The organism is Pontibacter sp. T17 (assembly GCF_057219875.1).
Genome location: NZ_JBXVVW010000001.1, coordinates 121,930 through 147,179 on the forward strand (window position 1 = coordinate 121,930; position 25,250 = coordinate 147,179).

Genomic DNA, 25,250 nt, shown 5'->3' on the forward strand with positions numbered 1-25,250 from the left:
TTTGCCGCATTTGCAGGACGTTAAGAAATGAACCTCACCACATTAAGCTTTAATAAGCCAAGGGCATAAGTACATTTGCCTAGCTTTATGGCCCGAAAACACTCGGTGTTTCGCTGGGTCAGCCTATCTCTTCTGCCTTGAAGCCTCTGTTTCGTATTGCCAGTGTCCGGCCACAGCCTGTTCTGTGGCTATTGCTGCTGCTGTCTGCCTGCACTGCAGACCTTAGCGCACAACAGCGTCCGAAGGCCCCTTTATACAACGTGACGGGGGTTGTGCAGGATGAAGAATCGGAGCAGCCGATGCCACTGATTCCTGTTTCGGTCATCGGCACGAATATCGGGGTGAACACCGGCCTGGATGGGGGTTTCAAGCTGCAGCTGGCAAATGGCACCTACAAGCTGCGATTCTCCTTTGTAGGCTACATAGACGATACGCTGACGGTAGTTGTGGCGGGAGGTGACGTAACCGGCCTTCAGGTAAAGCTGAAAAGCCGAGACTATCAGGTGGAGGGCGTTACCATCACCGAAAAGGACAATCCGGCCATACGAATCATGAAGGCTGTCATCCGAAACAAGAAGTTCAATCGGATGGACCGCTTCGATGCGTACGAGTATGAGTCGTACAGCAAGGTAACGGTGTCGCTGGACAACATCTCGAGCGAAGACCTGAACAACCCCTTTATACGAAACGCACGCGAGTTGATTCTGGAGAACGGCCTGGATTCGCTTGCCAGCAGCGACTCAGCGGGCAAGCGATATGTTCTGCCTCTGTTCTTCTCTGAAGCGGTGACGAAAGTATATTTCCGTCACCCTGACAAGAAGAAGGAAGTGATACAGGCGACCCGCCAGCGTGGTGCTGTAGACCGTGATATCTCGGTATTGAACAGCCTGCTGGGCGCGGTCAATATCTACAAAAACACCATCATGATTCTGGGCAAAGCCTTTGTGAGCCCAATTGCCGATGGTGCATTCATGAACTACGAGTTCTTTGTAGAGAAAATGGAGCGTACCAACCGCGACACTGTGTACACGATCGGCCTGTATCCGCTGAACAAGTATGACCGGGCCTTCCGAGGTTCACTGGTGGTGTCGAGCCGCGACTGGGCAGTGCAGGCCTGCGACCTGACGATGAATGTTGACCCGAACATCAACTTCGTGGAGGGTATCCGCATCCGGCAGCAGTTTGAGAATATCGAGGGGCAGTGGGTGTTTACTGTGTCGGACATTGAGGTGGACTTTGACAACCTGCTGGGCAATGGCAAGGGCGCCAAAGGGCGAAGCCAGGTGTACATGTATGAATACATCCTGAACCAGCCGCGGTCTGACCAGTTTTTTGCCAACGAGAGCATTGAAGTGCTGGATGGCGCAAACCTGAAAAACAACCAGTACTGGCTGGACCACCAGCGAACACCCCTTAGCAGTACCGAGCAGCTGACATTCCAGGTGATGGACACCCTGCGCAAACAAACCATCTGGAAGGTCTATAACACGGCCATTGACTTTCTGCTGGGCGGGGTCAAAACCTGGGGCCCAGTGGATATAGGCCCCTACAGCAAGATTGTATCGTTCAACCCGATAGAGGGTCTTCGGACACAATTGGGCGTATACACCAATGCGCGGTTCAGCAAGCGTCTCTTCCTTGGATTTCATGGTGCATATGGCTTCCGTGACAAGCGCTTCAAATACTCGGCCGACATCGCCTATCGCCTGTCGGTGAGGCCACGGGTAGAAGTTGGGTTCAACCGCACACAGGAAATAGAGCAGACTGGGTTCAAGAACTTTTCAACTGAAGGAACGGGCATTCTGAACTCGAGCCTGATGCGGGTGCCCCTGCGCCAGCTCAATTACTTTACACGCAACCAACTGCGCCTCTACTGGGATGTAACCAATGGTGTCGCACTGACCACTACCTTTGGGAACAAGTCGTTCACGCCTGCCTTTGACATCAGTTTTCAAGAACTGGGCAAGCCTGTTACCAATGTGTACACGACCACCGAACTGGGCGCGGTGCTGCGCCTGTCCATCAAGGAGAAGTACATCATGAAAAACGGGGAGAAGGTGTATCTGTACACACACTTCCCGCAGCTGTATCTGGAAGGCACCTGGGGGTTGAGTGGGGTGCTGAACGGCCAGTTTTACTACCAGCACTATTCTGCCACACTTACCAACTGGTACAAGCTGGGCCGTTTTGGCAAACTGCGCTTTATCCTGACAGCAGGTGAAATATTGGGGTCGGCCCCTTACCCGAGTCTGTACGTCTTCAAAGGTTCACAGAGTTTCGGGGTCGACCCAATTGGACGGCCTTCAGACGTAACTGCATCCATTGTGGGCCGGAACAACCGCACGGCGATGTACGACCCATTGGGCTTCAACCTGATGTACTTCTACGAGTTCGTAGCCGACCGCTATGCCGTGTTTGGCGTAGATCACCACCTGGAAGGCTGGTTCCTGAAGAAGATTCCGCTGATACGCCGGCTTGAACTGAAAGAGATTCTGACCTTCCGGGCGGGCATAGGCACGCTGTCAGCAGAAAACCGACGCCTGAACCGTGAAGGCCAGCAGGAGCTGCAGATTCAGGCACCCGATGGCATTCCGTATATGGAAGCCGGCTTCGGCATTGAGAATATTTTCAAGGTGGTGCGGGTGGACTTCATCTGGCGTCTGAGCTACCGCGACACCAAGCCCCCGCCATACCTGCAGGGCTACAACTACAACTTCGGCATCCGTTTCAACGCACGCATAAGCCTGTAAAACAGCCACTAACCTCAGTAGAAACAGCCAGCCCCACCACAGGCTGGCTGTTTCTTTGCCTAACTTGGGGACAAGAACCCTGGAACCATGAACTTCTACTTACGAACCATACTGTTGTTGGCCCTTCTGGTGCCACAACTGGCTTTCGCCCAGCTGGGTGGTATTCTGCAGCGGGCCAAGCAAGAGGGCAAGAAGGCCCTGCAGTCTTCGCTTGAGGACAAAGCAAAGGAAGAGCGGGAAAAGGCCGAGCAGGCCGAGCGCCAGTCGCTGCTGTATGCCCTAACCCTTGCCGATGATGCCGGCAGTTTCGAGACGCGGGAGAAAAACAACAAGCTGGCCAGCACCTTCTATTCGGTACTGGGCGCTGGCATTGGCAGTGGCTTCAACACCCGACAGATGGGGGAAAGCGCAGGCACGGCTGCCATAGGTGCTGCCGCAGAACCCGATTCAGCCCAGGGGAAACGCTTTAACAGCACGGGAGAATGGCTTTATCGTACTGGGCGCTACAAAATGGCGCGCAGTTCTTTCCAAACGGCTATTGACTACCTGCGTAAAGACAGTGTAGAAATGGTCGGGTACCTGTCGAGGGCCATCGGGAACCTCGGGCTGGCCAATCAGGCTCTGGGCCGTTATCCTGAGGCCGATTCTTGCCTGAAACTGGCGTTGAACCTGCGGGAAAAGACGGAAGGTGCCAGCACCCCCGGCTACTTCGCAGCTCTGAACAACTATGGTGTGCTGAACCAGCGCATGGGGCGATATGCCGAAGCCGAGCAAATGCTGGCTGGAGCGGCCAAAGGACTGTCGCAGACAGAACGTAAAGAACCCCACGCCATTGCCCTGAACAACGAGGCAATGCTGCTGTCTACGCTGGGGCGTTATGACGAGGCCGAAAACCTACTGCGCCGGGCACTCCAAGTGGCCGAAGAACTGGATGCCAAGGGCGTACTGCCCGTGCAGATACTGGGCAATCTGGCACTTACCTATCAGGGCAGTGGGCAACTGGCCCGCGCCGATTCGGTGTTCAAGACAGCAATTGCGCGGCAGGAAAAGCGCCTGGGTGGCAGAACACACCCCGATATTGCACGACTGCTGAATGGTCAGGCGGCCCTGTACATGCAGATGGGGCAGTTGGACAAGGTAGAGGGCTTATTGACACAGTCGCTGGGCATCTATCGCCGGAAATTTGGTGAGCAGCACCCTACAGTAGCCACCACGCTGCATAACCTGGGCTCGTATTACCGCATGGCGGGCAAACTGCCCGAGGCACAAAGCAACCTGGAGAAGGCACTGGCAATTCGCGAGGCTCAACTGGGCCGCAACCACCCCGACTGGCTGGAAACGCGCGAGGCTCTGGCTCTGACGGCGTGGCAGGCCAATAACTGGGGCAGTGCCACAGAGGGTCTGCGGCTGGTGAAAACGGCGAGTCTGGATGCGGTACGCCGTTTCTTTCCGGCCATGAGCGAAACCGAGAAAAGCCGCTACTGGGCACGCATTCGCCCACGGCTCGAGCGGTTTGGCAACTACGCCATAGCCGCCGCTGCACAGGACTCGTCCCTTCTCGACGAGTTCTATGACCTGCAGCTGGCTACCAAAGCCATTCTGTTGAACTCGGCCAGTCAGATGCGCGAGCGCATACTGGGTGGCAAAGACGAGAAACTGAAACAGCTGTATCGACGCTATCAGCAGGCTACAGAACAACTGGCGCTGGTATACAGCCAGACGAAAGAAGACCTGCAAGCCGCCGCCGTGAATGTAGACTCACTGGAGAGAGCGCAGAATGACCTGGAAAAGCAGTTGTCGCTGGCGTCGGCTGAGTTCGGGGCGGCACTTGGCGACCAAAGCCCCAAGTGGCAGGCCATCCAAAAAGCCCTGCCCGCCGACGGAGCTGCGGTAGAAATGGTGCGTCTGCGCACCTGGACCAAGCAGTTTGGCACTGACGTTACCTACGCAGCACTGGTGCTGGTGCCGGGAGCACAACACCCGCTGCTGGCCTACAGCACAAAGGGTGCAGAGCTGGAAGGCAAGGCACTGACCCGTTACCGCCGGCACATTCGCTCCAAGACTGATGACAACGACAGCTACGCTGCCTACTGGGAATGGGTACAGCCAGCATTGAAAGGCCGCAAAAACCTGTATGTGTCACTGGACGGCGTATACAATCAGGTGAACCTGCAATCGCTTCGGCTGAGCGACGGGAAGTACCTGCTGGAACAGCAGATTCAGCATTTGCTGGTGAGCACCCGTGAACTGCCCGCGCTGATGGCGGCCAAGCCTGCTGCCAGCAAAACTGCCATATTGCTGGGCAACCCAGCCTACGGCGCTGCGCCTGCTGGTACGCAAGCCAGTATTGCCGCACTGCCTGGCACTGCTACCGAGGTAAGCAAAATCAAGGCGTTGCTGGTGGCCAAAGGCTGGGCACCCAGCACCCTGCTGGTGGGCGATGCCAACGAGGCCAAGCTGAAAGCCGTGAACAGCCCACGCATTCTGCACATAGCCACGCACGGCTACTTCCTGCCTGATGTAAGTGACAGCGACGGAACGCTGGTGTTTGGGGTGCAGCCGGAGAAAGCCGCTGAAAACCCTCTTTTACGATCGGGTCTTCTGCTGGCCGGGGCAGAATCGACGGTACAGAACCTGCACTCGCAAGGCAATCGCACCACGGAAAACGGTATTCTCACCGCTTACGAAGCCCTGAACCTTAAGCTCCGTGGTACCGAACTGGTAGTTCTGAGCGCCTGTGAAACTGGCCTGGGCGATGTACAGGCAGGTGAAGGTGTGTTTGGTTTGCAGCGTGCCTTCCAGCTGGCGGGCGCCCGTGCGCTTATCCTGTCGCTGTGGCGGGTAGACGATGCTGCAAGTCAGGAATTGATGAGCAAATTCTACACCTATTGGCTGGCGGGCAAAAGCCTGAAAGCAGCTTTCCAGCAGGCCCAACTGGACCTGAAGGTCAAGTATCCGCAGCCCTATTACTGGAGCGCCTTTGTGCTGGTAGGCGCCTGATGCACTTCACAACTCACCAGAAAGCAGAAAGCCCAGGTTGTCCTGGGCTTTTCTCTTTATCTGTGCAGATCAGTGCGAAGTTGCCAGCGTGCGGCCGAAATCGGGAAAAAGGCCATTCCTGGCCAGCTTCAGGTGATCGAGGTGGTGTGAGGAAAAGACCAGATGACAGGCGGGTTGTCCTCCTATCACGAGGGAGAAGGGCTCGGATACGTGACGGAAAACCGCCCGCAGACGGTCGGCGTACAATGCCGCCACCACACCTTCAGCACTGATGTCCGCACGGTTTTCCTGTGCCTGCCACATTCTGATGTCCTGGATATCGGCAGCAAAAAGCTGACTGAGGGTCTGTGGGCGTGGGGACACTTCACGGGCCGGAATAACCAGTAGAAGATCCATCGCCAAGCCACGGAACTCCTCAATCACCTTCCAGTTAAGCTGTGTAGAAAGCGGATCTATGAATGCCAGTGAACGATAGAGCGGACTCAGGCGCATGAACTGCGCGATTTCCTGGAGCTTGTGGTTGGTATCAAAAGGTGCGCAGGAGACGCCACGAGTGGTGGTATGCTGCTGTGACAGCGTGGCTTGAAGGCGTTTGGCCACTGTATCGTCGGCAGTACGGATGTAGTGCATGTCAAAGCGGCGCAGCATCGGCAGACTCACTACCGCTTCCATTATATCGTCGGTCAGTGTTTCATCTTTGCTGAAGGCCGAGAATGACTCGAAATGAACCAGCCGGAGCCACGGGCTTCGGTTCATATGGTCGAGATATGCCTTGATGAAACGCGTAAGACAGTCGAGTCGTTTGACGGTCCAAAGCGGCTCCAGCGTAGAGAATGCCTGCATAGAGTTGGTAGTTTGAGCGTCCTACCAAATTGCTACGCGCGGATGACTTTTGTCTGGTAGTTATCCGTCTTTCCGCTTGGCGAGCTGCGCCTGCAGGTGGCCGATGATTTTCAGAAGATCTTCTGTAGGATACAGTGGTGGGTGCAGCGCCTGGGAGAAATGGCCTGCATAGCGCCATATCTCGCGCACTTGGTTAACGCCTACCGAATAGGTGTCATAGAGCGGATTGGCACTGCGCAGCAGCAGTTCGGGCCCCTGCAAGGTATTGTGCTGCACGGTCACATGCTTGAAGACAATGCCGTCGTCAATGGTTACGACAATGGCAGGCTCATCGGCCTTGAGGCTGGAGAAATCCTGGAGGTATGCGCCGATGACCCAGTCGCCCTCTGCCACCGGTGGCATGGAATCGCCGGTGATGGGGAACATTCTGTACTTCTTCTGGGCACTGAGAAAAGGCAACCGCAAGCGGGGCAAAGTGCGAATGAAATCGACATCGCCATAGCCACTGGCATAGCCAGCCGCTGCCTTGATGGGCACCATCTCGACATTTTCACGGCCTTCGTCATCCACCGTAGTGGCCAGCACCCGCAGCCCGGCTCCATGTAGGTGTGCCTCGGCTCCGGCACTGCGCAGCCGATTGAGACCTTCTGGATCGAGCGAAGTGAGGTCATGCCGGAGCAGCTGGTCGGTAGACACGCGGTAATGAGTCGCCAGCTTGAGCAACACTTCGAAGGAAGGCTCCGCCGCGCCACGCTCGTAGTCGTTGAGCGTACTGCGTTTGATGCCGAGAGCATCGGCGACAGCCTGTTGCGCCAGCTTTCGCCCGTCAGGCCCGGGGGTCTGTTCCCTGAGGTGCTTCAGGTTGAGGGCAAAGCGTGTCATGACAGTTGTCAGTGCGGTTCAGACGGCAAGTTAATCAACTGCCAGACGGAAAACAGCACGTATCTCAGGCCCGCGCGCCGCTAACCACCTGCACCCATTCGTCGACACGGAAATACTGCTGAGCCAACGCCTGCACATCTGCTGGGGTCATGGCTTTAACCTGTTCGAAGCCTGTCAGATGATCGGCGGCAGACAAGCCATTTGCAAGCTGGTTACGAACAATATCGGAAATCTGGAAGGGTGTTTCCTGCTCTGACAGCAGGTGGCCCAGCAGGTAATTACGGGCGGTCTCCAACTCGTCAGCCCCGACAGGTTCCTGTTGCAGACGCGCCATCTCCTTTCGGATTTCTTCCAGCGTAGGTTCTACATAAGCATTGCCCACGTCGGTGGCAATGACCAGGTGCCCCCCATGCTTCAGGGCAACCAGCGAACTGCCGATACCATAGGTATAGCCTTTGTCTTCGCGGATGTTCTTCATGAGACGGGAGCCAAAGAAGCCACCGAAGAGCGTAACGACCATGCGGAGGCGATGATAGTCGGGGTGCGTGCGGCCAATAAGTGGGAAGCCAACGCGGATGGAGCTTTGCGCCCCCCCTGGCACCTCGATATGCTGGGTAGCGAAACTGGTGATGGGCTTGCGGGTCACCGAATGGGACTCGCCTGCCCAGGGGCGGGGGGTAAGAATGCCGAACTGTCGCTCCAGCAGGTCCAGCATCTCCTGTTCGTCGTACTGGCCGCTAACCAGAATCTCACAGTTGGTGGGCACAAAAGTGCTGTGGTAATACTGCCGCATGTCTTCTACAGTAACGGCCAGCAATTCTTCCCGTCCACCGGCGTAGCCGTATGGATGGCCCTCGCCATACATCATCCTGCCAAAGGCGCGGCGAGCATGAAAGACGGTCTTCTTCTCTTCCACCGCCAGTTGTTGCAGGGTGCGGTCTTTCATGCTCTGCCACTCGGTGTCAGGGAAGGTGGCATGAATGGTAAGCTCCTGAAGGAGTGGCACAACCCTGGGCATGCGCTTGGCCAGTGCACTCACCGACAGACTGGTGACCTCGTAGCCGGGCTGGGCATTGAAGTACGCCCCTTCTGCGTCCAAGCGCTGAGCCAATTCCAGGGCATTGTAGTTCCAGGTGCCTTCGGTAAGCATTCGGCACATGAGGCCGTCGAGTCCGGGCTTGGGTTCGTAGGCATGACCTGCCCTGAACACCAGCTGTACTGAAGCTACCGGCTGTGTCCCGAAGCGGATGAGGTGCACCGGAATGCCATTTCCCAGCAGCGCTTTATGGTAAAAGGGCAGCGGCTTGGGGCGAAGAGATGCGAGTGCGGGTGGAATGGAACGGTCAAGCATGGGTGGGAGAAACAGAAAAACGCGGGAGCAGTTCGCGGCCCAGTGCCAGCGTATCGGCAATGAGGGCGTCGAAGTCGCTGCGGGATGATCGATGATTGGTGTTGGCAACACGGATGGCAAAGCGGCCCTTCAGCACCGTACTGGAAGGGGCGGCCAGCCCGCGCTCATGGAGTGTCATTAGGATTTCGCGGTTCAGCTGGTCGAGCAGAGACGCATCCGAAAGGTCTGCTGGCCGGTAGCGATAGCAGACAATGTTGAGTTCGGTGGGCGCGAGCAGTTCCAGGTCGGGTTGGGCAACAACCAATTCAGTAAGGTACTGGCATTGGCGTATGTTCTCCCGGATTGCGACGCGGAAGCGGTCGATACCAAACTCCTGAAAGGCAAACCAGGCCTTCAGGGCCTTGAAGCTGCGCGAGAGCTGTACGCTGAGGTTGGAGAAAGGCTCGGGCCCGGCAGCGAGGCCACGCTCGAAGTTGAGCAGGTAGCTGGGCTGGTAAGCAAATGCCTGACGGTGGGCATCGGCATTGCGGACAAGCACACAACCGATTTCATAGTTGAGATACAGCCACTTGTGCAGATCAAAGGCCAGACTGTCGGCCTTTGCCATTGCCTGTTGCAGGGGGGCGTATTCGGGCAGCATGGCGGCCAGCGCGCCGAAGGCACCATCGACATGCAGCCAGAGGTTGTATTTACGGGCTATGTCGGCGATAGCGTCTACCGGATCGATGGCACCGGTATTGACCGAACCCACCGTTGCCACCACACAGAGCGGCTGCAGGCCAGCGGCCAGATCTTCCTGTATCATTCGCTCGAGGTCGGTCGGCTGCATGCGATAGTCGTTGTCTACAGGCACCAGACGCAGGGCTTTGCTGCCCAGACCCATCAGTTCCAGCGACTTGCGGATACAGCTGTGGGCCTCGGCGGAGGCATAGTAGCGAATGGGCCGTGGAGCAGCAGCGACACCCTCGGCACGTACATCGAAGCCACACCGGGCCGTTAGAGCCACTTCCAACGCGGTGAGGTTGGCCGCAGTGGCCCCGGTTACCAGCACCCCAGACGCCTCAGGAGCATAGCCGAGCATCTGCTTGCACCAGTCCAATACCTGACGCTCCACGTATACAGGCGCATGATTGCCGATACCCATGTTGGGGTTCATGGCACTTGCCAGCATATCGGCGAGCATACCTGTTGGCAGCCCCGTGCCCTGCACCCAACTCCAGAAGCGCGGGTGGATGTTGCCCTTGTTGTATGGAAGAATGTGCGTGACAAAGCGCTGATAAACCGCCTCAAGGTCTGCAGGAGTTTCTGGGAGAGCGCGGTTGAGTTCAAGGCGCGTATTGTCCGGCGGGGCGGTCCAGACAGGCTGTTGACGTATGTCGCGGAGCCAGTTGACCATATCGTCCAGCATCTGGTGCCCAACCTTACGGAAAGCATCCCAGTCCTGGGGGTCGAGCAGGCCGTGAACGTGCTCTGACGGAGAGTACTGCATGAAAATGACTAGTTCTGGGGGAGGATGTCGGCAGACAGTCGGAGCGTGGTGTACTTAAGGTGGTCGTACACGGCGGGGAGTCGTCCGGCGAGATAAGACCGTCCCTCGGCATCGCGCCAACGGCCTGCCATTCGCCAATCACGCGAGATCTTCAGCCAAGCCCTGCGATTCTGAATGAGGCCTTTGGCTTCAGCTTTTGCCAGCAACTCGCGGTTATCGTTTACTTCTGGGAAATAGCCCAACAACAACATGATGGTGGAGCCATATGCCGCCTTGAAGAACCTGAGCAGCAGTTCGCCCTGAGGTTCTTTAGCAGCCAGATGCCCAGCAAACTCCAGCATCAACTCTTCATGACGGGCAAAAAGCCCGCGGAGGCTGTCTTCCATTACTCGGGCAGATAATAAAGTGTGGAGCAGTTGTCGGGGCGGAGGACCATCTTGGCCGTGGCATGCAGACGCTCAATGGTAACAGCCCGATAAGCCTCGACGTCGGTATTAATCAGACTGGGGTTGCCAATGCTGTCGCTGATAGCCAGTGCCATCGCACGGTTTGCGACAGCGGTTTTGTCGAAGGCGTCGCCACTTTCCATCTTGGTCTGATAGCGTGCCAGCTCCTGGGCGTCCACCTGATAGATCTCCTGCAAAGCCGCATCAAGAGCGGCTTCGTAGGCCTCTACTGAATGGCCTTCGGCCACCTGTCCATTTACGGAAATCATGGAGTCGTCGTACAGGCCCCAGCTGAAAGCCGAGACTGAGGTAGCCACTTTCTGCTCTTTCACCAGACGGTTGTAGAGCCGTGCGCCCTTGCCCCCGCCGAGCACATCGGTTAGCAGATCGGTGGCATAGAAGTCGGGGTGGTTACGGGGCGGCACACGATAAGCGCGGTAAACAGCCGTGTGTGGCACTTTGCCATGAACGGTGGCCTTGCGGGCTTCCTGCTGTGCGGGCTCCTGTGGCAGAGACTTTTTGGCCAGTGGCTGGGCTGGAATGTCGCCAAACCACTTCTTCACCAGTCGCTCTACCTCGGCGGCCTTTACATCGCCTGCTACAACGAGTGTTGCGTTGTTGGGGGCGTAATAGGAGGTGTAGAAAGCAAGTGCTTCCTCGCGCGTGACCGCCTCGATCTGCTCCAGGTTCTGGCCAATGGTCATCCACTGGTAGGGGTGTACTTTGTACACCAGAGGGCGGAGATGAAGATAAGCGTCGCCGAAAGGCTGGTTGAGGTAACGCTGCTTGAACTCTTCGCAGACGACGGACTTCTGTACATCTACGGCCTTCTGAGACAGGTCCAGGTAGGCCATGCGGTCGCTCTCAAGCCACAGCGCGAGCTCCAGCTGGCCACTGGGGAGCGTGATGTAATAGTTGGTGATATCGTTGTTTGTAAAGGCGTTGTTTTCGCCACCGGCACGTTGCACCCAGGTATCAAAATCAGGTGCATTGCGGCTGCCACCAAACATCAGGTGCTCGAAAAGGTGTGCCAGTCCTGTACGGCCAGGCTCTTCGTTGCGTGCGCCGACATGGTACACGACATCAACGGCCACCTTGGGCACATCGCGGTCTTCATGAACGTGTACCTTCAGGCCGTTGGCCAGCTCAAACGTTTCGAATCGAATCATGGTAGGGTAAAGCTACAACCCAAAGGCTGTGCCTGCATAACGCAATTCCTACCGTTGTTGTGCTACGAGGCCTTTGCGAAAAGCGTACACAACGAGGCCCACAGCATTTCGGCTATGGGTTTTCTGCAGGAGTTTAAGCCGGCAGCTGTGAATAGTGGCAACGCTGAGGTTCATGGCCTCGGCGATTTCCTTATCGGTCATCTGTTCGCAGATGTGCTGCAGAACGCGGCGCTCGCGGGGGTTGAAATCAACAGTCTCCGGGTCAGGCTGCTCGGCCGGGATATTGGTGAGCATGGTCCGAAGGCGGTCGGCCGTAAGGTGCTCATTAAAGAAATAGCCAACGTCCACCACTCTTCTGATTACCGACTCCAATTCGTTGTCGGTGGCGTTTTTCAACATGTAACTGGCGCAGCCAGCGGCAATCATCTTGCTGATAAGATGATCGTCATCGTACATGGTGAGGGCTATGACACGGGTCGCTGGGGCCAGTTCGTAGATTTTACGGGCGGCTTCAATGCCATTCAGCTTGGGCATCTCGATGTCTACCAGCGCGACATCGGGTTTATGATTCAATACCTGATCGATGAGCTGCTGACCATCAGCCGCTTCAAAAACAACATCCATGTCGAAGTCGCGAACAAGACCTGCGAGTCCTGTACGGAACAGGGCGTGATCGTCGGCGATGCCTACTCTGATGGGGTTTCTCTCAGACATTGGCCGGAAGATACACTTCTGCCGTCATTCCTGCACCCTTCATGCCTTCAATTCGCATTTCTCCCCCCAGCAGTTCGACACGCTGGTGCATACTGGTCATCCCCAGACCCCGATTGCCAGAGGCCACAGCGGAACCGTTGTCTGAATACAAGAGGTGCAGGTTGTTGCCTTGATAGTCGAGCCGGATAACAATGCTGGAGGCCTGCGCATGCTTCAGGGTGTTGTTGATCAGCTCTTTCAGAATGCGGTAGATAGTGACCGACACCTCCTCGCGGGGGTTACTCTGCACCTGACAGTCGAGCGACATGGTACCCTCAAACGACGGTTGGAGCTTGTGTACAAGTTCGGCGAGTGCGCCTGCCAGCCCCAAGTGCTTGAGTGTGATTGGATACAGATCGTGGCTGATGGAGCGGGCGTTCTCTACGGCACTGTTGATGAGGTCTCGGGAGTGTTGTGTCAATTCGGCCTGCTGCTCTGGGGTTTTGGCGCGGCTTACCCTCTCAAGCGACATTTTTGCAGCTGAGAGCAGCGGGCCCATCTCATCGTGCAGGTCCCGGGCGATGCGAAGTCGTTCGGCTTCCTGGGTTTCCACTGAAGCCTTGAGCAGGGCAACCTGGTGCTCGCGGCGCATATCGGCCTGTCGGCGATAGTAATACATGGTAAAGCCAATGATGGCCACTACCAGCAGAAACATCCCCAGCGTAGCTAGGAAGAAAATGAGGAGGGAGGGGTCTTGTGACTGCACTTAACTGCGTAGGCAAGGATCAACTGATACAGTATATAGAACACCGAGTGGATATGCCATGCAAGATTGAAAACTTCCAGCCCTTTTTTAGGAAGCAAGGCCTGAAAGAGATAGAGAATTGCGGTACTACCGAAGAAGATAATGCAGGCACTGCTGTAGAGAAAGCCGGGGTCTTTAAACAGGTTATCGACCTTCATTTCCCGCATGAGCTTGATGAAGTAGAACATTGCCAGGAGCACAATGGTGATGCCGGCAAAAAAAGCAGTGTAGTTGGTGTAGACGAGCCAGCCTTTGACATAGACTTCCAGCCCAACGCCTGCGGCAACCGAACCTATCAATGCCCAGCGGATATAACCTCCATGCCTAAGTTCAAGCAATTGAACCAGAATGGAGCAGCAGATGAAAAACTCTGCGACGCTATACACATTGATTAACGGCAGGTTGTAGTATCCCATGTGAATCATGAAAATGCCAACCGCGTCTACCAACGTAGATATCAGCGCACCAATGACGATGAAATGGAAAGGAGCTTTGGGAGCTCCCTTCCATAAAAACACAATAACCGGCAACAGGGCTGTTGCACCGGAGATATAACGAAGAAACGTAGAGAAGTCCAGGGTAACTCCGAGCGTTAAAGCAACACAGTACTAATTCAGGAATTCAAGTAGTTGGTGTCTGGGCAGTCTGGTGGGCAGACTCTGCTTCTGTCAGCAATCTCGGCATCTTCAGCGCCGAGTGCCTCAAAGCTTTGTGCTCCGGCCACCTTCTCCATGTACTTTCCGTTGCTGAAGTCAGCGGGGGTATGCTCCTGATTGGGCAGAATATCATTCCCTTGGGCATCGACTGCAACTGCAATAAGCGTTTTGGCACCGGAGGCCTGGTCAATGGCATTGTAGAACCGCACACCCGCAGCACCTTTGGTATTCAGCAGGCGCATCAGCACCCCCTTGCCAACCATGGTCGATTGCGGAAACTCAGGCGTGTACTTTTCGCGGAAGGCCTTGGTCATTGCGGCGGCTTCCTTGGGAGGAATCATCCCCCCGATTTCCAAAGTAGATTTTTCCATAGCAGGACACAGATGTAGATTGTGCCGACAAACTTGAACAGCCACAAATGCCCGCCCAAATGTCGCAAGTACAATTGTAACCATTTTGCTAATCCATTTTTAGCATTTCGGTAGCGGGTTCCTAAAAAAGCGACACCGATGTTTGTATAGTCATGAACACGTGGGTTCGCTTCTGTCTCGACCGCTTCCATGAACTGGAAGAAGCCAGTAACTACCTGTTACCGTCCAGCATGGTGGCCGATTTGCTGGCCATCAGCGAAACAGAGCTGGAGCGCCACCGCACCGAATTGATGTTGCCCTATCGGGAGTATCGATACAAAGACGGCCGAACCGTCGTTTGCTACCGCCGTTCCGAGATAGAAGAGTTGCGCAACCATTTGGTGGCGGAAGTCATAGATCATGAACCACAGGCGCCTGATGCCTCGCGCATCGCCTCCTGAAACATCATAGCAGGTCCCTGCCTGCGAAAGACGTCAAACCAGGGAAGTTTGATTCAGGCTGCAGAAAGCCCTCGGCAACGGGGGCTTCTGCCATTTCTGGGGCGTTGGTCGGCGGTTGAGCAGATTGGTCTACCCTTTTAGCCGGTTTATCTACTTTGCCCAGCCGCAGTTGGTTTGCGCACTTGTTTTGTAGCATGCCCTTTCAGGCAACGCAAACAGACATGCTTCTCTCTCGCTCTCTTCGTTTTGGTGCAGGATTTCTGCTCGTGATATGCCTTGCGGCCCTGCTGGGCAACATGGCATTTGCCCAGGCTCCGGCTGGTAGGCCAACGGGAGCCCCTGTGGGTGGGCAACAGCCACCCGCCAATTTCTCCGGCGAAATCAAGGGGATCGTACTGGATGAAACTACCAATGAAGGCATTGGTTTCTCGACCATTGAACTTCTGCGCGCCCGCGACAGCTCGGTGGTGGGTGGTGCCCTCACCGACAGTAGTGGCAGTTTCAGCATCAAGAAGGTGACAATGGGCGCCTATCGGCTGCGTATCCGCCTTGTAACGCGCACGCTGGTGTCCAAGGCGATGTATTTCGTCAGCCCCCGGCAGCCAGTAGCTGATGCGGGCACCATTCGCATTAACCCTTCTGCCACACAGCTGGCTGATGTAGTGATCGAAGCCCGCCGCGACGAAGTGCAGGTCACTGCCGACCGCAAGGTGTATTCACTGGAAGGCAACCTGGTGACTGTGGGCGGCAGTGCCACCGATGCATTGCAGAATATCCCCTCGGTAACAGTTGACGTGGATGGCAATGTGGCCCTGCGTGGCAGCGAGAACGTAACCATCTGGATAGACGGCAAACCCTCGGGGCTGTCGGGCGCCAACCGTGCGGCGATTCTTCAGCAGTTGCCCGCCAACCTGATTGATCGCATTGAGGTAATAACGAACCCTTCGGCCCGCTTTGATGCCGAAGGCGAGGCAGGCATCATCAATATCATTACCAAGAAAGGTGCACTGGTAGGTACCAGTGGAACCGTAACGGCTGGTGTTGGCACCAATAACAAGTACAATGGCTCGGTACTGCTGAACAAGCGTGGTGTGAAGTACAACTTCACGGCCAACTACAGCTTCCGGCGCGACGACCGCTGGTCTGACTCCAAAACCGATCAGCGCACCATACGGCCCGACACTTCTTTCTACTACAACACCGCCGGCAACGGCTTCAACCAGTCGCTCTTTCACAATATCCGACTGAGCCTGGACTACATGCCCACGAAGTATCAGACGTTTGGCATCTCGGGCTCTTATGGCGACCGCCGGGGCTTCCGCGGCGAAGACCTCAACTACGTGTACCGTGATGAGTTCTTCCAGCCGGTATCCAGTTTCTTCCGCCGTACAGGTTCCAGCGACCAGAACAACAACTGGGATTTTGCACTGGACTACAAGCGTACCTGGCCCGACTCGAAGCGAGAACTCAGTGCCAATGGCAATCTGTCCCGTAACCTTTCGGACGACAACAACCGATTTGATACCGGATTGAGCGACATATTGGTGAATCCCTTCCAGCGGAACACCAACCGAACCAATTTCACGACTGGCACCGCCCAGATAGACTATGTGCATCCGCTGGGTAAAAACAACATGAAGGTGGAAACCGGCTTGAAGTATACCCTTCGAATGAACGATCGGGCACAGAATGCGCAGGTATTCGCCGCCACTGATTATATACTTGACCCACGCAACACGGATCAATTCCGCTACACCGAACACGTAAGCGCTGCGTATGGCATCCTCTCTGGACAGTTCAACCCCAAGCTGGCGTACAACGTAGGCTTGCGGGCCGAGCAGACGAACACTGAGGCAGTGTCGCGCTCGATGAACAGCACCACCTATCGCAGCTACTTCAATGTATTTCCCAGTTTCTTCCTGCAGTACGTACCTACGGAGGGAACGTCCTGGAACATTTCATTCAGCCGTCGTATCAGCCGCCCGCGCATTCAGGCCCTCAACCCGTTCGTTGATTACTCTGACTCGCTGAACCTGCGTGTGGGCAACCCCTTCATCCAGCCCGAATTTACCAATGCGATGGAGCTGGGCTACAACAAGACTTTCTCCAAGTTCACGCTGAACTTCGGCACCTACTTCCGGATGACAGAAGACGTCACCAGCATGTTCCGCACGGTGGATCCGGCAACGGGCATCAGCGTGATGACGTTCCAGAACTTTGCCAAAAACCAGAGCCTGGGGCTGGAAAGCATGGTGCGGTATCGCCTGGGGCGCCTGTCAAACCTCATCTGGAGCTTCAATGGCTTCTGGACCAAAGTGGACGCCAGCAACGTTCAGGGTGGGCTGACAAACGAGACCTTCAGCTGGAACACGCGCCTTTCGGCCCAGCTGAACCTGGCGGCCAACACCAACCTGCAGCTCACTGGCATGTACATGGGTCCAATAGTGCTGGCCCAGGGCATCCTGCAGGGTTTCTCAGGGCTTGATGTTGCCCTTCGCCAGGACTTCATGAACAAGCGGCTGAACGTGACCTTCAACGTCAGCGACGTGTTCTTTACGCGCTTCTTCCGCAACAGCAGCGAAGGTGCCTTCTTCTCGCAGAGCAGCCAACGCCGCCGCGAGTCGCGCGTAGCCACCTTGACTCTCAGCTACCGTTTCGGCAGCTTCGAAAACAACCAGCAGCAGCGTCGTCGCCGGCCCGACATGGGCATGGAACAGGGCGGTGGCGATGGCGGCTTTGTTGACCAGTTCTGATATACCGCTCCCTGAAAATGGAAACGGCGCAACCTTTAGCCAAACCCACTTCCTGGCTCCGCGATACGCTTTCCCACCTTATTGGGTGGGGAGCGTATCTTCTTTTGCCTGTGTTGGTGGGCAGTACTTCGCTCGACAACCATCTGGAGTTTCTGGCGCGGCCGTTCCCTATTTATCACAACATCAGCAACATCATCCTTTTTTACCTCAACTACTACCTGCTGATATCTACGCTGCTGTATAAGCGGGGATGGTTGCCGTATGTAGGGGTGCTAATGGCTGTGGTGACGCTGTACACTCTGGTGGGCATGGAAATGCGTACTGCCCTGATACCCGCCAACGTAATGAAAACCAGCCCTGGCGGGTGGGCTCGGGTGGGCGTCATTACCTATCTGTTCACGCTGGCGGTGAGCACAAGCATCCGGCTGATCTCGGACCGGACGCGCGAGATGACCAAGACCCGCGATCGGGAAAACGAGACGCTGAAATCCGAACTGATGTTCCTGCGGTCGCAGATCAGCCCCCACTTCATGTTCAACATCCTGAACAGTGTGGTGGCGCTGGCCCGGAAGAAGTCGGACCTGTTGGAGCCCGTACTGCTGAAGCTCTCAAGCCTGCTGCGCTACATGCTCTACGACTCTGACCAGAACCTGATACCTGTTGACCGCGAAATCGAATATCTGAAAGCCTACGTGGAGCTTCAGCAGATGCGCCTGGGCGACACCGTACCCGTGACCCTGGAGCTGCCCGCTGTAACCGACCCCACCCTACAGATAGCTCCCATGCTGCTGATTCCGTTCGTAGAAAACGCTTTCAAACATGGCACAGGCTACTCGGTGAAAGACCCCGTATTGAACATCCGGCTGGAAACCCGCCAGAAGGAAATACGGTTTTCGGTGCGCAACCATAAGTCGGATAACCCGACTGAAGTGAAGGACGGACAGTCAGGCATAGGTCTGGCCAACGTAAAACGCCGCCTGGAGCTGCTTTACGGCGACCGCCACACACTCACCATACTGGATGGGCCAGACACCTACGACCTGAGCCTGACCCTGCGCCTGAACTGATTCGCCCCACTCTGCCTTAACTTCCCTGTATGAAGCTGCGCTGCATAGCCGTAGACGATGAGCCGCTTGCGCTGGAACTGCTGGAAGACAACATCCGGCAGATACCCAGCCTGCAGCTGGTAGCCTCGTGCCGGAATCCGCTGGAAGCGATGGAGGTATTGCAGCGCGAGCAGGTTGATCTTGTATTCCTCGACATCCAGATGCCAGCCCTGACGGGCTTTCAGTTTCTGGGTGCGCTGGCACACAGGCCCATGGTTATTATGGTAACGGCCTACGACCAGTATGCCAAGCAGGCCTATGACTTTGACGTCATTGACTACCTGACCAAGCCTGTTGCCTTTGACCGCTTTCTGCGGGCCGTGAACAAGGCGCTGGAGCTGCACCGTGCCAAGCATGCCAACGCTGCTGCCACCAGCACCCCATCCCAGCCAGACGAGCCCGCCGCCATCTTTCTGCAGGCCGACTATCAGCTGATGAAGGTGAACCTCGACGACATTCAGTATGTGCAGGGGCTCAAAGATTACGTGAAGGTCCACCTGGCCAGCAGCACCCGCCCCATTGTGACCAAAACGAGCATGAAGGCGCTGGAAGAAAAACTGCCTGCCCATCGCTTTGCCCGTATTCACAAGTCCTACATCGTAGGCTTACAGCACATAACCTCGCTGCAGAAAGCCTGTGTCTACATCGGCGACAACGAGCTGCCCATTGGCGACAGCTACCGCGCCGATTTTCTGCGGAAAGCCCGTATTGAGGAGTAGTTACTCCCCAGAATTGGCACTGGTTGTCTAATGAATTCAGTAACTTCCTGATAACTAAACTATCAGGAGCCATGCTGAAGGAAGTGCTGAAAAACCTCAACGACCACGAGATTCAGGTAATCGACAAGGTGTTGAACCTGATGAAAGAGGCCACCCGCGAGTACCAGACCGACGAAGCCCGCACGCTGGCCAAGAAGTATCAGGACCTGTGCGACTGGGTGATAACCCTGACGCTGCACCGGCACCTGGAAGACTGGGACAACCAGGAGTTTATCGACGAGTTCCGCGCCGAGTTTTTCCAGCGGATCCACGACGGCAAATTCTCGCAACGCTACGAGCACGAGATCTGAGCCCAGCTGCGACTTGTACAGACCGGAATTGTTGCCGTCCTTACAGGCAACAATTCCTACCCACATGCGCAGCATCCAGTTCGACAGCATCGGCGCGCCCGCCGACGTGCTGACCCTTCGTGAAGTGCCCGTCCCTGCCCCGGCACCGGGCGAAGTGCGGGTGCGCGTAACAGCCAGCGTCATCAATCCGTCGGACATTGCCTTCATACAGGGGCGCTATGGGTACCAGCCGCGCTTCCCGCAGGCGGCAGGCACCGAGGCCACAGGCGTGATAGATGCGCTGGGCGAAGGCGTAACCGGCTGGCAGACCGGACAGGCTGTGAGTTTCTATGGTTTCGGCGCCTGGGCCGACTACGCGTGCGTGCCCGTAACTCAGGTGATGCCCGCGCCCCCTGCTCTGCCTGCCGAACTGGCCTGTCAGATGTTCGTGAACCCACTGACGGCCTGGGCCCTGCTGCACGACAGCGGCCTGAAGGCTGGCGAATGGCTGCTGGTCACCGCGGGCGCCTCTACCCTGGGGCAGATGCTGCTGAAGCTGGCTCACAAACGGGGCATCAAGGTGCTGGCCACCGTGCGGCAGGCAGCCCAAGCCGACCACCTGCGCACCCTGGGGGTAGACGCCGTGGTAGACCTTAGCAGCGAAAGCCTACCCAAACGTGCCGCCGAACTGACCGGCAAGGCGGGCATCCGCTGGGCGATAGACTCGGTAGGTGGCGAAACGGGCGCACAGGCACTGGCGAGTCTGGGCCAGTATGGTACGCTCATCACCCTGGGGGCGCTGAGCGGTGAGGCCGTGCCGCTGAATCCGGGTCTGCTGATATTCAAGCACCTGACGATACGCGGCTTCTGGCTGGTGACATGGTTGCAGACCGTAGCACCTGAAGTGCGCGCCCAGCTGTACAGCGAACTGCCGGGGCTCTTCGCCGATGGTACCCTCCAAGGCACCGTGGAAGCCGTGTATCCGCTGGCCGACATCGCCAAGGCTGTAACCCACGCTACCACCCCCGGCAGACTGGGGAAAGTGGTGCTGAAAGGGTGAGGAGCACAACAAAAAACGGCAGACGCTGGGGAGCATCTGCCGTTGTAGTGGCGCGGGGGAGAGTCGAACCCCCGACCTTAGGGTTATGAATCCTACGCTCTAACCATCTGAGCTACCGCGCCGTAGGCTGCACTCACTGCACAGGAAGCAGCAAGACAGGCCGCAAAAATACGGATTTTTCATTCCGCGCAACCCCTGTCCCCAAGATTCTGGCGCGCCGAACTTTGTAGCTTTGCCTTGACGCCTGAACTTCTACCCATGCACGACGACGCACAGAACCCCAACGGCGCCCTCAACATCGAACTGAACGAAGACGTAGCCGAGGGTATCTACTCCAATCTGGTTATCATCGCCAACTCCAACGAGGAGTTCGTGATCGACTTCATCCGCATGCTGCCTGGCATCCCCAAGGCCCGCGTGAAGTCACGCATCTTGATGACGCCCCAGCACGCCAAACGCCTGATGTACGCCCTTCAGGACAACATTGGCAAGTACGAAGCAATGTTTGGCGAAATCCGCCTGACTGACCCAGAGCAGGGCCTGCCGCCCATTTCTTTCGGTGGTCCCACCGGCATGGCCTGATCCTTGCAAGCAGACGAACAAACATGCGCTTCCGCTTTTCCCTGTTCCTCTTTGTGGCGTTGAGTCTGCCCGTGTGGGTGCTGGCGCAGGCTGACACCAGCCGTTTCAGCAACAGCCGCGGCGTGGTAGACACAGCCATGTCGGCCTTTGCCGAAAAGCAGAAACAGATGATGGACCTGCTGGACCGGCAGATACCGCGCCTTATAGGCCTGCAACAGAAAGTAGCCGCCACCGAGGCTTCGGTGTACGGTATCGACTCGCTGTTCAAGCTGCCGAAGAACATACCCGCCGCCCGCGACTCGGCCATGAACGTGCTGGTGCGGGTGCGCAAAGCCAACGACAACAGCCGCAACCAGCTGCGCGAAATGCACTTCGCGTGGTTTGCCTACACGCTGGACGTAATGGCGGTATACACTCGATACGGCGAGTTGATGACCCTGCGCAAGGACGATGCCACACTCAAGCGTTTCTACGAACGCTTCCGGGAGCACTACCGCCTGATGGCCGACCTGCTGAAACGCACCGACGATGTGTACCAGACGTCGGAATATCTGCTAAATTCAAAACTGAACTGAACCTGACTGCTTTGCCCATGGGTGCGCCTCGTTTTCTTTTATTGGTACTGCTGGGCCTTATGCCCTCGCTGCTGGCTGCCCAGGCAAAGCCTGCTGCCAAGCCGGCAGCAAAACCAGCCGCCAAAACGGGCTTCAATCCGCGGACGGCACTTCCCCCAGCCCGCACTCCCGCCCAGAAAGCGGCCGAAGCCGCCCGCAACGCACCTCCAGCCGACACCAGTGCCGACAATGTAGTGTCGCGCAAAATCGAAGAGAAGCCGCTGGTACTGAAGGGGTCAGCGATGGAAGACGCGTTTGTGGTGATTACCTACGAGCTGCCCTACACCGGCATGGTGGAGCTGGAACTGTACGACGCCAAGAAGAAGCTGCTGTACTCTGACCGCTACATCTCGAACATCGGCGAGAACAAGATTCGGCTGAAAGCAGGCGCCTTTAAACCGGGCAATTATGAGTACGTACTGACGTTCAAGGGCAAGCCCACCAAGGGCTCGCTGACGTTCTGAGGCCTGGGCGCCTTAACCATTTAGGGGCTGGTGCGTCTGCCCAAGCCCAACTTGGGCTAACTTGCAGTATGATTCTCTCCATGACGGGGTTTGGGCAGGTGACGCTGCGCAACGATGGCTACGCCGTTACCGTAGAACTGAAGTCGGTGAACAGCAAGTACATCGAGATTGCCCTGAAATTGCCTCGCGGTTACTTTGAGCAGGAACTGGCGCTGAAAAACCTGCTGACCGCCAAGCTGCAGCGCGGCAAGGTGAGTGCATCCGTCACCGTGACCCAACTGCACGCCGGAGCAGAAGCCCCCCTCTCAGTAGGGCTGGACACCCAGCTGCTGAAAGCCTATCACGCCCAGCTGGCCGCTGTAAGCAGCGAGCTGGGCCTGACCACTGGTGTTTCGATGGATGCCCTACTGGCACTTCCCGGCGTGGTGCAGGAAGCCGAACGTACTGTGAGCGAAGAAGAATGGGACGCCGTACAGAAAGCTGTGGAGCAGGCCGCCGATGCCCTGACCCGCAGCCGGGCAACCGAGGGACAGACCCTTGCCAAAGACCTGCTGCTGCGATGCGATGCTCTCGACAGCCTGCTGACACAGGTGAAGCCGTTGGAAGCCGAGCGCATAGGCCAGGTGCGGCAGCGCCTGCAGAACGCCCTGAACGAACTGCAGCAAACAACAGGTGCCCAAGCCAACGCCGACCGCTTTGAGCAGGAGATCATCTTCTACCTCGAGAAGAACGACATAACCGAAGAGCAGGTGCGCCTGGCGGCCCACATTGCCCTGTTCCGCACCACGCTGAACGAGAAGGAAAGCCAGGGCCGCAAGCTGGGCTTCATCGCGCAGGAAATGGGCCGGGAAATCAACACCCTGGGTGCCAAAGCCTATCACGCGGGCATGCAGCAGGTGGTGGTACAGATGAAAGACGAGCTGGAGAAGATCAAGGAGCAGCTGAACAACATCCTGTGAGTCCACCTCCTCAGCCCGGTACGCTCTATCTGCTGCCCAACCATCTGGGCGAGGGCGGAGAGGATGTACTACCGGCCTACCTGGCAACCTACGCGCTGGAAATACAGTATTACCTGGCCGAAGAAGAGCGGGCCGCACGTGGGCTGCTGGCCAAGCTGTGGCGCTCAACCGGGCTTCATGGCAAGCCACTATCCGACAAGCAGAAAAGCATCCATCTGGAACTGCTGAATGAGCACACCACGCCCAACGAACTGACCGACCTGCTGCAACCCCTGTGGCGAGGCAACAGCATGGCCATTGTGTCGGAAGCAGGCATGCCAGCCATTGCCGACCCTGGCGCCGACGCCGTTCGGGCAGCCCACCGAATGGGCGCACGGGTGGTGCCGCTCGTGGGGCCCAACTCGCTGCTGCTGGCACTGGCAGGCAGTGGGCTGGGCGGCCAACGTTTTGCCTTCTGGGGCTATCTGCCCAAGAGCGGGCCAGAGGTGGTGAAAGAACTGAAGAAACTGGAGCTACGGGCGCTGGCCGAAAAAGCCCCCCAACTGTTTATAGAAGCCCCCTACCGCAACAAGCAGTTGCTGGAACTGCTGTTGAAGCACCTGCGCCCCGATACCCTGCTGACAGTGGCCACTGATCTGACGCTGCCCGGCGAGTTCCTCAAAACCCGTGCAGTGCGTGAGTGGCAGAAGAACCCGCCACCCGATATCCAACGCCGACCAACGGTGTTTATCGTAGGGAGTTGAGTGCACTACCGCACAGCATCTGCCGAAATGTTCTGTTTTTTACTTAGTTTCGGCCATTCCCGGCAATCTTGCTGGGAATTCAGCTCTTTTCCTCTTCCATGTCGTCGCGCCGAATCGTCTCACTGCTGCCTGCTGCTACCGAACTCGTTTGCGCCCTGGGGCTGGAGAAACAACTGGTAGGCCGGTCGCACGAGTGCGACTATCCATCTTCTGTAAAACGGCTACCCGTTCTTACACAAGCCCGTATCGACAGCATCGCCGACAGCGCCAGCATAGACCGCCAGTCGCAATCCCTGCTGACTCAGGCCCTGAGCCTCTATGAGGTGAACGCCTCGCTGCTACAGGAACTGAAACCCGATTATGTGCTGACACAGACACTCTGCAATGTGTGTGCTGTAAGCCCTGAAGATGTAAAAAAAGCTTTGGGCAGCTATATCGACAGTAAGCCCTCCCTGCTGTCGCTGGAGGCGGTGACACTGCCTGCCATTTTCAACGATATGCAGAAGGTGGCTGATGCCTTTGGCGTTGGCGACCGGGGCAAGAAACTGGTAGAAGGCATCAAGAACCGAATCACGCAGATTTCAGACCGCGCACGAAATGCCAATCATCGCCCACGCGTGCTGTGCATAGAGTGGTTGGATCCCCTGATGGCCTCCGGCAACTGGGTGCCGACACTGGTGGAACAGGCTGGCGCTATACCGCTGCTGGCCAAAGCCGGCAAAGAAAGCCCCACCATTACCTGGAATCAGGTGATAGAACAGCAGCCCGACAAGATCATTGTAATGGCCTGTGGTCTGGACATCGAACGCACAGCCCGTGAACTTGCACTTTTGACTGAGATGCCTGAAATGCGAACGCTGAAAGCCTATAAGAGCAAACAGGTGTACATCGCCGATGGCAACCAGTATTTCAACCGTCCGGGGCCGCGACTGCTGGACAGCCTGGAAATTCTGGCCGAGATCGTGCACCCCAGCCTGTTTGGCAGCAAACGCCTGGGTACAGGCTGGGTACCCTACACTTGATGCA

At 56.8% G+C, this 25,250-nt stretch carries 24 protein-coding genes and 1 tRNA gene; 14 read left to right on the forward strand and 11 right to left on the reverse strand.

What is annotated here, in order from left to right:
• Positions 1–137: 137 nt before the first annotated feature.
• A complete protein-coding gene (locus AC2D8O_RS00545) occupies positions 138–2,750 on the forward strand; it encodes a DUF5686 and carboxypeptidase-like regulatory domain-containing protein (RefSeq protein ID WP_484676824.1) in 2,613 nt (870 codons plus the stop codon).
• Positions 2,751–2,837: 87 nt separating this feature from the next.
• On the forward strand, positions 2,838–5,750 hold the full coding sequence (locus AC2D8O_RS00550; protein ID WP_484676825.1) for a CHAT domain-containing tetratricopeptide repeat protein: 2,913 nt from the start codon (positions 2,838–2,840) through the stop codon (positions 5,748–5,750).
• A 69-nt stretch (positions 5,751–5,819) separates the two neighbouring features.
• Here AC2D8O_RS00550 and AC2D8O_RS00555 read toward each other — a convergent pair whose 3' ends face one another.
• From AC2D8O_RS00555 to AC2D8O_RS00600, 10 genes are all read right to left on the reverse strand, one after another.
• Entirely contained in the window at positions 5,820–6,593 is a 774-nt protein-coding gene (locus AC2D8O_RS00555) for a class I SAM-dependent methyltransferase (RefSeq protein WP_484676826.1), read from the reverse strand.
• 60 nt (positions 6,594–6,653) lie between these two features.
• Complete coding sequence (locus AC2D8O_RS00560) at positions 6,654–7,475, reverse strand: XRE family transcriptional regulator (RefSeq protein ID WP_484676827.1); 822 nt, start codon at positions 7,473–7,475, stop codon at positions 6,654–6,656.
• Positions 7,476–7,539: 64 nt separating this feature from the next.
• Entirely contained in the window at positions 7,540–8,826 is a 1,287-nt protein-coding gene (locus tag AC2D8O_RS00565) for a M16 family metallopeptidase (protein ID WP_484676828.1), read from the reverse strand.
• Positions 8,819–10,315 (reverse strand): pyridoxal phosphate-dependent decarboxylase family protein, encoded by a 1,497-nt coding sequence (locus AC2D8O_RS00570; protein ID WP_484676829.1) that lies wholly within the window; start codon positions 10,313–10,315, stop codon positions 8,819–8,821. Before AC2D8O_RS00570 ends, AC2D8O_RS00565 begins: the two co-directional genes overlap by 8 nt.
• A gap of 8 nt (positions 10,316–10,323) precedes the next feature.
• Positions 10,324–10,701 carry a hypothetical protein gene (locus AC2D8O_RS00575; protein WP_484676830.1) on the reverse strand — a complete coding sequence of 126 codons (378 nt, stop codon included), beginning with the start codon at positions 10,699–10,701 and terminating at the stop codon, positions 10,324–10,326.
• On the reverse strand, positions 10,701–11,930 hold the full coding sequence (locus AC2D8O_RS00580; RefSeq protein ID WP_484676831.1) for a M16 family metallopeptidase: 1,230 nt from the start codon (positions 11,928–11,930) through the stop codon (positions 10,701–10,703). Before AC2D8O_RS00580 ends, AC2D8O_RS00575 begins: the two co-directional genes overlap by 1 nt.
• 48 nt (positions 11,931–11,978) lie before the next feature.
• Positions 11,979–12,644 (reverse strand): response regulator, encoded by a 666-nt coding sequence (locus AC2D8O_RS00585; RefSeq protein ID WP_484676832.1) that lies wholly within the window; start codon positions 12,642–12,644, stop codon positions 11,979–11,981.
• Positions 12,637–13,389 carry a sensor histidine kinase gene (locus tag AC2D8O_RS00590; protein WP_484676833.1) on the reverse strand — a complete coding sequence of 251 codons (753 nt, stop codon included), beginning with the start codon at positions 13,387–13,389 and terminating at the stop codon, positions 12,637–12,639. Before AC2D8O_RS00590 ends, AC2D8O_RS00585 begins: the two co-directional genes overlap by 8 nt.
• The gene (locus AC2D8O_RS00595) at positions 13,350–13,958 is read right to left on the reverse strand and encodes a hypothetical protein (protein WP_484676834.1); all 609 of its coding nucleotides are present in this window, start codon (positions 13,956–13,958) and stop codon (positions 13,350–13,352) included. Before AC2D8O_RS00595 ends, AC2D8O_RS00590 begins: the two co-directional genes overlap by 40 nt.
• Positions 13,959–14,041: 83 nt before the next feature.
• Positions 14,042–14,455: a hypothetical protein gene (locus AC2D8O_RS00600; protein WP_484676835.1), complete on the reverse strand. Its 414-nt coding sequence runs from the start codon at positions 14,453–14,455 to the stop codon at positions 14,042–14,044.
• A gap of 152 nt (positions 14,456–14,607) precedes the next feature.
• On the opposite strand from AC2D8O_RS00600, the gene AC2D8O_RS00605 reads away from it, so the two are divergent.
• The 6 genes from AC2D8O_RS00605 to AC2D8O_RS00630 all read left to right on the forward strand — a co-directional run bounded on the left by AC2D8O_RS00605 (position 14,608) and on the right by AC2D8O_RS00630 (position 20,862).
• Positions 14,608–14,895 (forward strand): hypothetical protein, encoded by a 288-nt coding sequence (locus AC2D8O_RS00605; RefSeq protein WP_484676836.1) that lies wholly within the window; start codon positions 14,608–14,610, stop codon positions 14,893–14,895.
• A 221-nt stretch (positions 14,896–15,116) separates the two neighbouring features.
• Complete coding sequence (locus tag AC2D8O_RS00610; RefSeq protein ID WP_484676837.1) at positions 15,117–17,648, forward strand: TonB-dependent receptor; 2,532 nt, start codon at positions 15,117–15,119, stop codon at positions 17,646–17,648.
• 110 nt (positions 17,649–17,758) lie between these two features.
• Positions 17,759–18,715 carry a sensor histidine kinase gene (locus AC2D8O_RS00615; protein WP_484676838.1) on the forward strand — a complete coding sequence of 319 codons (957 nt, stop codon included), beginning with the start codon at positions 17,759–17,761 and terminating at the stop codon, positions 18,713–18,715.
• A gap of 29 nt (positions 18,716–18,744) precedes the next feature.
• Positions 18,745–19,473, forward strand: coding sequence for a LytR/AlgR family response regulator transcription factor (locus tag AC2D8O_RS00620; RefSeq protein ID WP_484676839.1), 729 nt, complete (start codon positions 18,745–18,747; stop codon positions 19,471–19,473).
• A gap of 71 nt (positions 19,474–19,544) precedes the next feature.
• The gene (locus AC2D8O_RS00625; RefSeq protein ID WP_484676840.1) at positions 19,545–19,823 is read left to right on the forward strand and encodes a hypothetical protein; all 279 of its coding nucleotides are present in this window, start codon (positions 19,545–19,547) and stop codon (positions 19,821–19,823) included.
• Positions 19,824–19,887: 64 nt separating this feature from the next.
• On the forward strand, positions 19,888–20,862 hold the full coding sequence (locus AC2D8O_RS00630) for a zinc-dependent alcohol dehydrogenase family protein (RefSeq protein ID WP_484676841.1): 975 nt from the start codon (positions 19,888–19,890) through the stop codon (positions 20,860–20,862).
• A 48-nt stretch (positions 20,863–20,910) separates the two neighbouring features.
• On the opposite strand, the gene AC2D8O_RS00635 is transcribed toward AC2D8O_RS00630, so the two are convergent.
• Positions 20,911–20,984 (reverse strand) — tRNA-Met (locus tag AC2D8O_RS00635).
• Between the two features lie 136 nt (positions 20,985–21,120).
• On the opposite strand from AC2D8O_RS00635, the gene AC2D8O_RS00640 reads away from it, so the two are divergent.
• From AC2D8O_RS00640 to AC2D8O_RS00665, 6 genes are all read left to right on the forward strand, one after another.
• Positions 21,121–21,444, forward strand: coding sequence for a DUF3467 domain-containing protein (locus AC2D8O_RS00640; RefSeq protein ID WP_484676842.1), 324 nt, complete (start codon positions 21,121–21,123; stop codon positions 21,442–21,444).
• A gap of 23 nt (positions 21,445–21,467) precedes the next feature.
• A complete protein-coding gene (locus AC2D8O_RS00645; RefSeq protein ID WP_484676843.1) occupies positions 21,468–22,019 on the forward strand; it encodes a hypothetical protein in 552 nt (183 codons plus the stop codon).
• Between the two features lie 17 nt (positions 22,020–22,036).
• Complete coding sequence (locus AC2D8O_RS00650; protein WP_484676844.1) at positions 22,037–22,522, forward strand: hypothetical protein; 486 nt, start codon at positions 22,037–22,039, stop codon at positions 22,520–22,522.
• A gap of 68 nt (positions 22,523–22,590) precedes the next feature.
• Positions 22,591–23,481, forward strand: a complete 891-nt coding sequence (locus AC2D8O_RS00655; RefSeq protein WP_484676845.1) for a YicC/YloC family endoribonuclease — start codon at positions 22,591–22,593, stop codon at positions 23,479–23,481.
• Positions 23,478–24,224: an SAM-dependent methyltransferase gene (locus tag AC2D8O_RS00660; protein ID WP_484676846.1), complete on the forward strand. Its 747-nt coding sequence runs from the start codon at positions 23,478–23,480 to the stop codon at positions 24,222–24,224. Before AC2D8O_RS00655 ends, AC2D8O_RS00660 begins: the two co-directional genes overlap by 4 nt.
• A gap of 98 nt (positions 24,225–24,322) precedes the next feature.
• Complete coding sequence (locus AC2D8O_RS00665) at positions 24,323–25,246, forward strand: cobalamin-binding protein (protein ID WP_484676847.1); 924 nt, start codon at positions 24,323–24,325, stop codon at positions 25,244–25,246.
• The last annotated feature ends 4 nt before the right edge of the window (positions 25,247–25,250 follow it).

Bases quoted from the DNA above. Each gene is read 5' to 3' on its own strand.
- AC2D8O_RS00555 (WP_484676826.1), bottom strand. From the start codon at position 6,593: ATGCAGGCATTCTCTACGCTGGAGCCGCTTTGGACCGTCAAACGACTC.
- AC2D8O_RS00560 (WP_484676827.1), bottom strand. From the start codon at position 7,475: ATGACACGCTTTGCCCTCAACCTGAAGCACCTCAGGGAACAGACCCCC.
- AC2D8O_RS00600 (WP_484676835.1), bottom strand. From the start codon at position 14,455: ATGGAAAAATCTACTTTGGAAATCGGGGGGATGATTCCTCCCAAGGAA.
- AC2D8O_RS00630 (WP_484676841.1), top strand. From the start codon at position 19,888: ATGCGCAGCATCCAGTTCGACAGCATCGGCGCGCCCGCCGACGTGCTG.
- AC2D8O_RS00585 (WP_484676832.1), bottom strand. From the start codon at position 12,644: ATGTCTGAGAGAAACCCCATCAGAGTAGGCATCGCCGACGATCACGCC.
- AC2D8O_RS00580 (WP_484676831.1), bottom strand. From the start codon at position 11,930: ATGATTCGATTCGAAACGTTTGAGCTGGCCAACGGCCTGAAGGTACAC.
- AC2D8O_RS00625 (WP_484676840.1), top strand. From the start codon at position 19,545: ATGCTGAAGGAAGTGCTGAAAAACCTCAACGACCACGAGATTCAGGTA.
- AC2D8O_RS00565 (WP_484676828.1), bottom strand. From the start codon at position 8,826: ATGCTTGACCGTTCCATTCCACCCGCACTCGCATCTCTTCGCCCCAAG.
- AC2D8O_RS00550 (WP_484676825.1), top strand. From the start codon at position 2,838: ATGAACTTCTACTTACGAACCATACTGTTGTTGGCCCTTCTGGTGCCA.
- AC2D8O_RS00655 (WP_484676845.1), top strand. From the start codon at position 22,591: ATGATTCTCTCCATGACGGGGTTTGGGCAGGTGACGCTGCGCAACGAT.
- AC2D8O_RS00570 (WP_484676829.1), bottom strand. From the start codon at position 10,315: ATGCAGTACTCTCCGTCAGAGCACGTTCACGGCCTGCTCGACCCCCAG.
- AC2D8O_RS00610 (WP_484676837.1), top strand. From the start codon at position 15,117: ATGCTTCTCTCTCGCTCTCTTCGTTTTGGTGCAGGATTTCTGCTCGTG.
- AC2D8O_RS00640 (WP_484676842.1), top strand. From the start codon at position 21,121: ATGCACGACGACGCACAGAACCCCAACGGCGCCCTCAACATCGAACTG.
- AC2D8O_RS00575 (WP_484676830.1), bottom strand. From the start codon at position 10,701: ATGGAAGACAGCCTCCGCGGGCTTTTTGCCCGTCATGAAGAGTTGATG.
- AC2D8O_RS00650 (WP_484676844.1), top strand. From the start codon at position 22,037: ATGGGTGCGCCTCGTTTTCTTTTATTGGTACTGCTGGGCCTTATGCCC.
- AC2D8O_RS00645 (WP_484676843.1), top strand. From the start codon at position 21,468: ATGCGCTTCCGCTTTTCCCTGTTCCTCTTTGTGGCGTTGAGTCTGCCC.
- AC2D8O_RS00665 (WP_484676847.1), top strand. From the start codon at position 24,323: ATGTCGTCGCGCCGAATCGTCTCACTGCTGCCTGCTGCTACCGAACTC.
- AC2D8O_RS00605 (WP_484676836.1), top strand. From the start codon at position 14,608: ATGAACACGTGGGTTCGCTTCTGTCTCGACCGCTTCCATGAACTGGAA.
- AC2D8O_RS00620 (WP_484676839.1), top strand. From the start codon at position 18,745: ATGAAGCTGCGCTGCATAGCCGTAGACGATGAGCCGCTTGCGCTGGAA.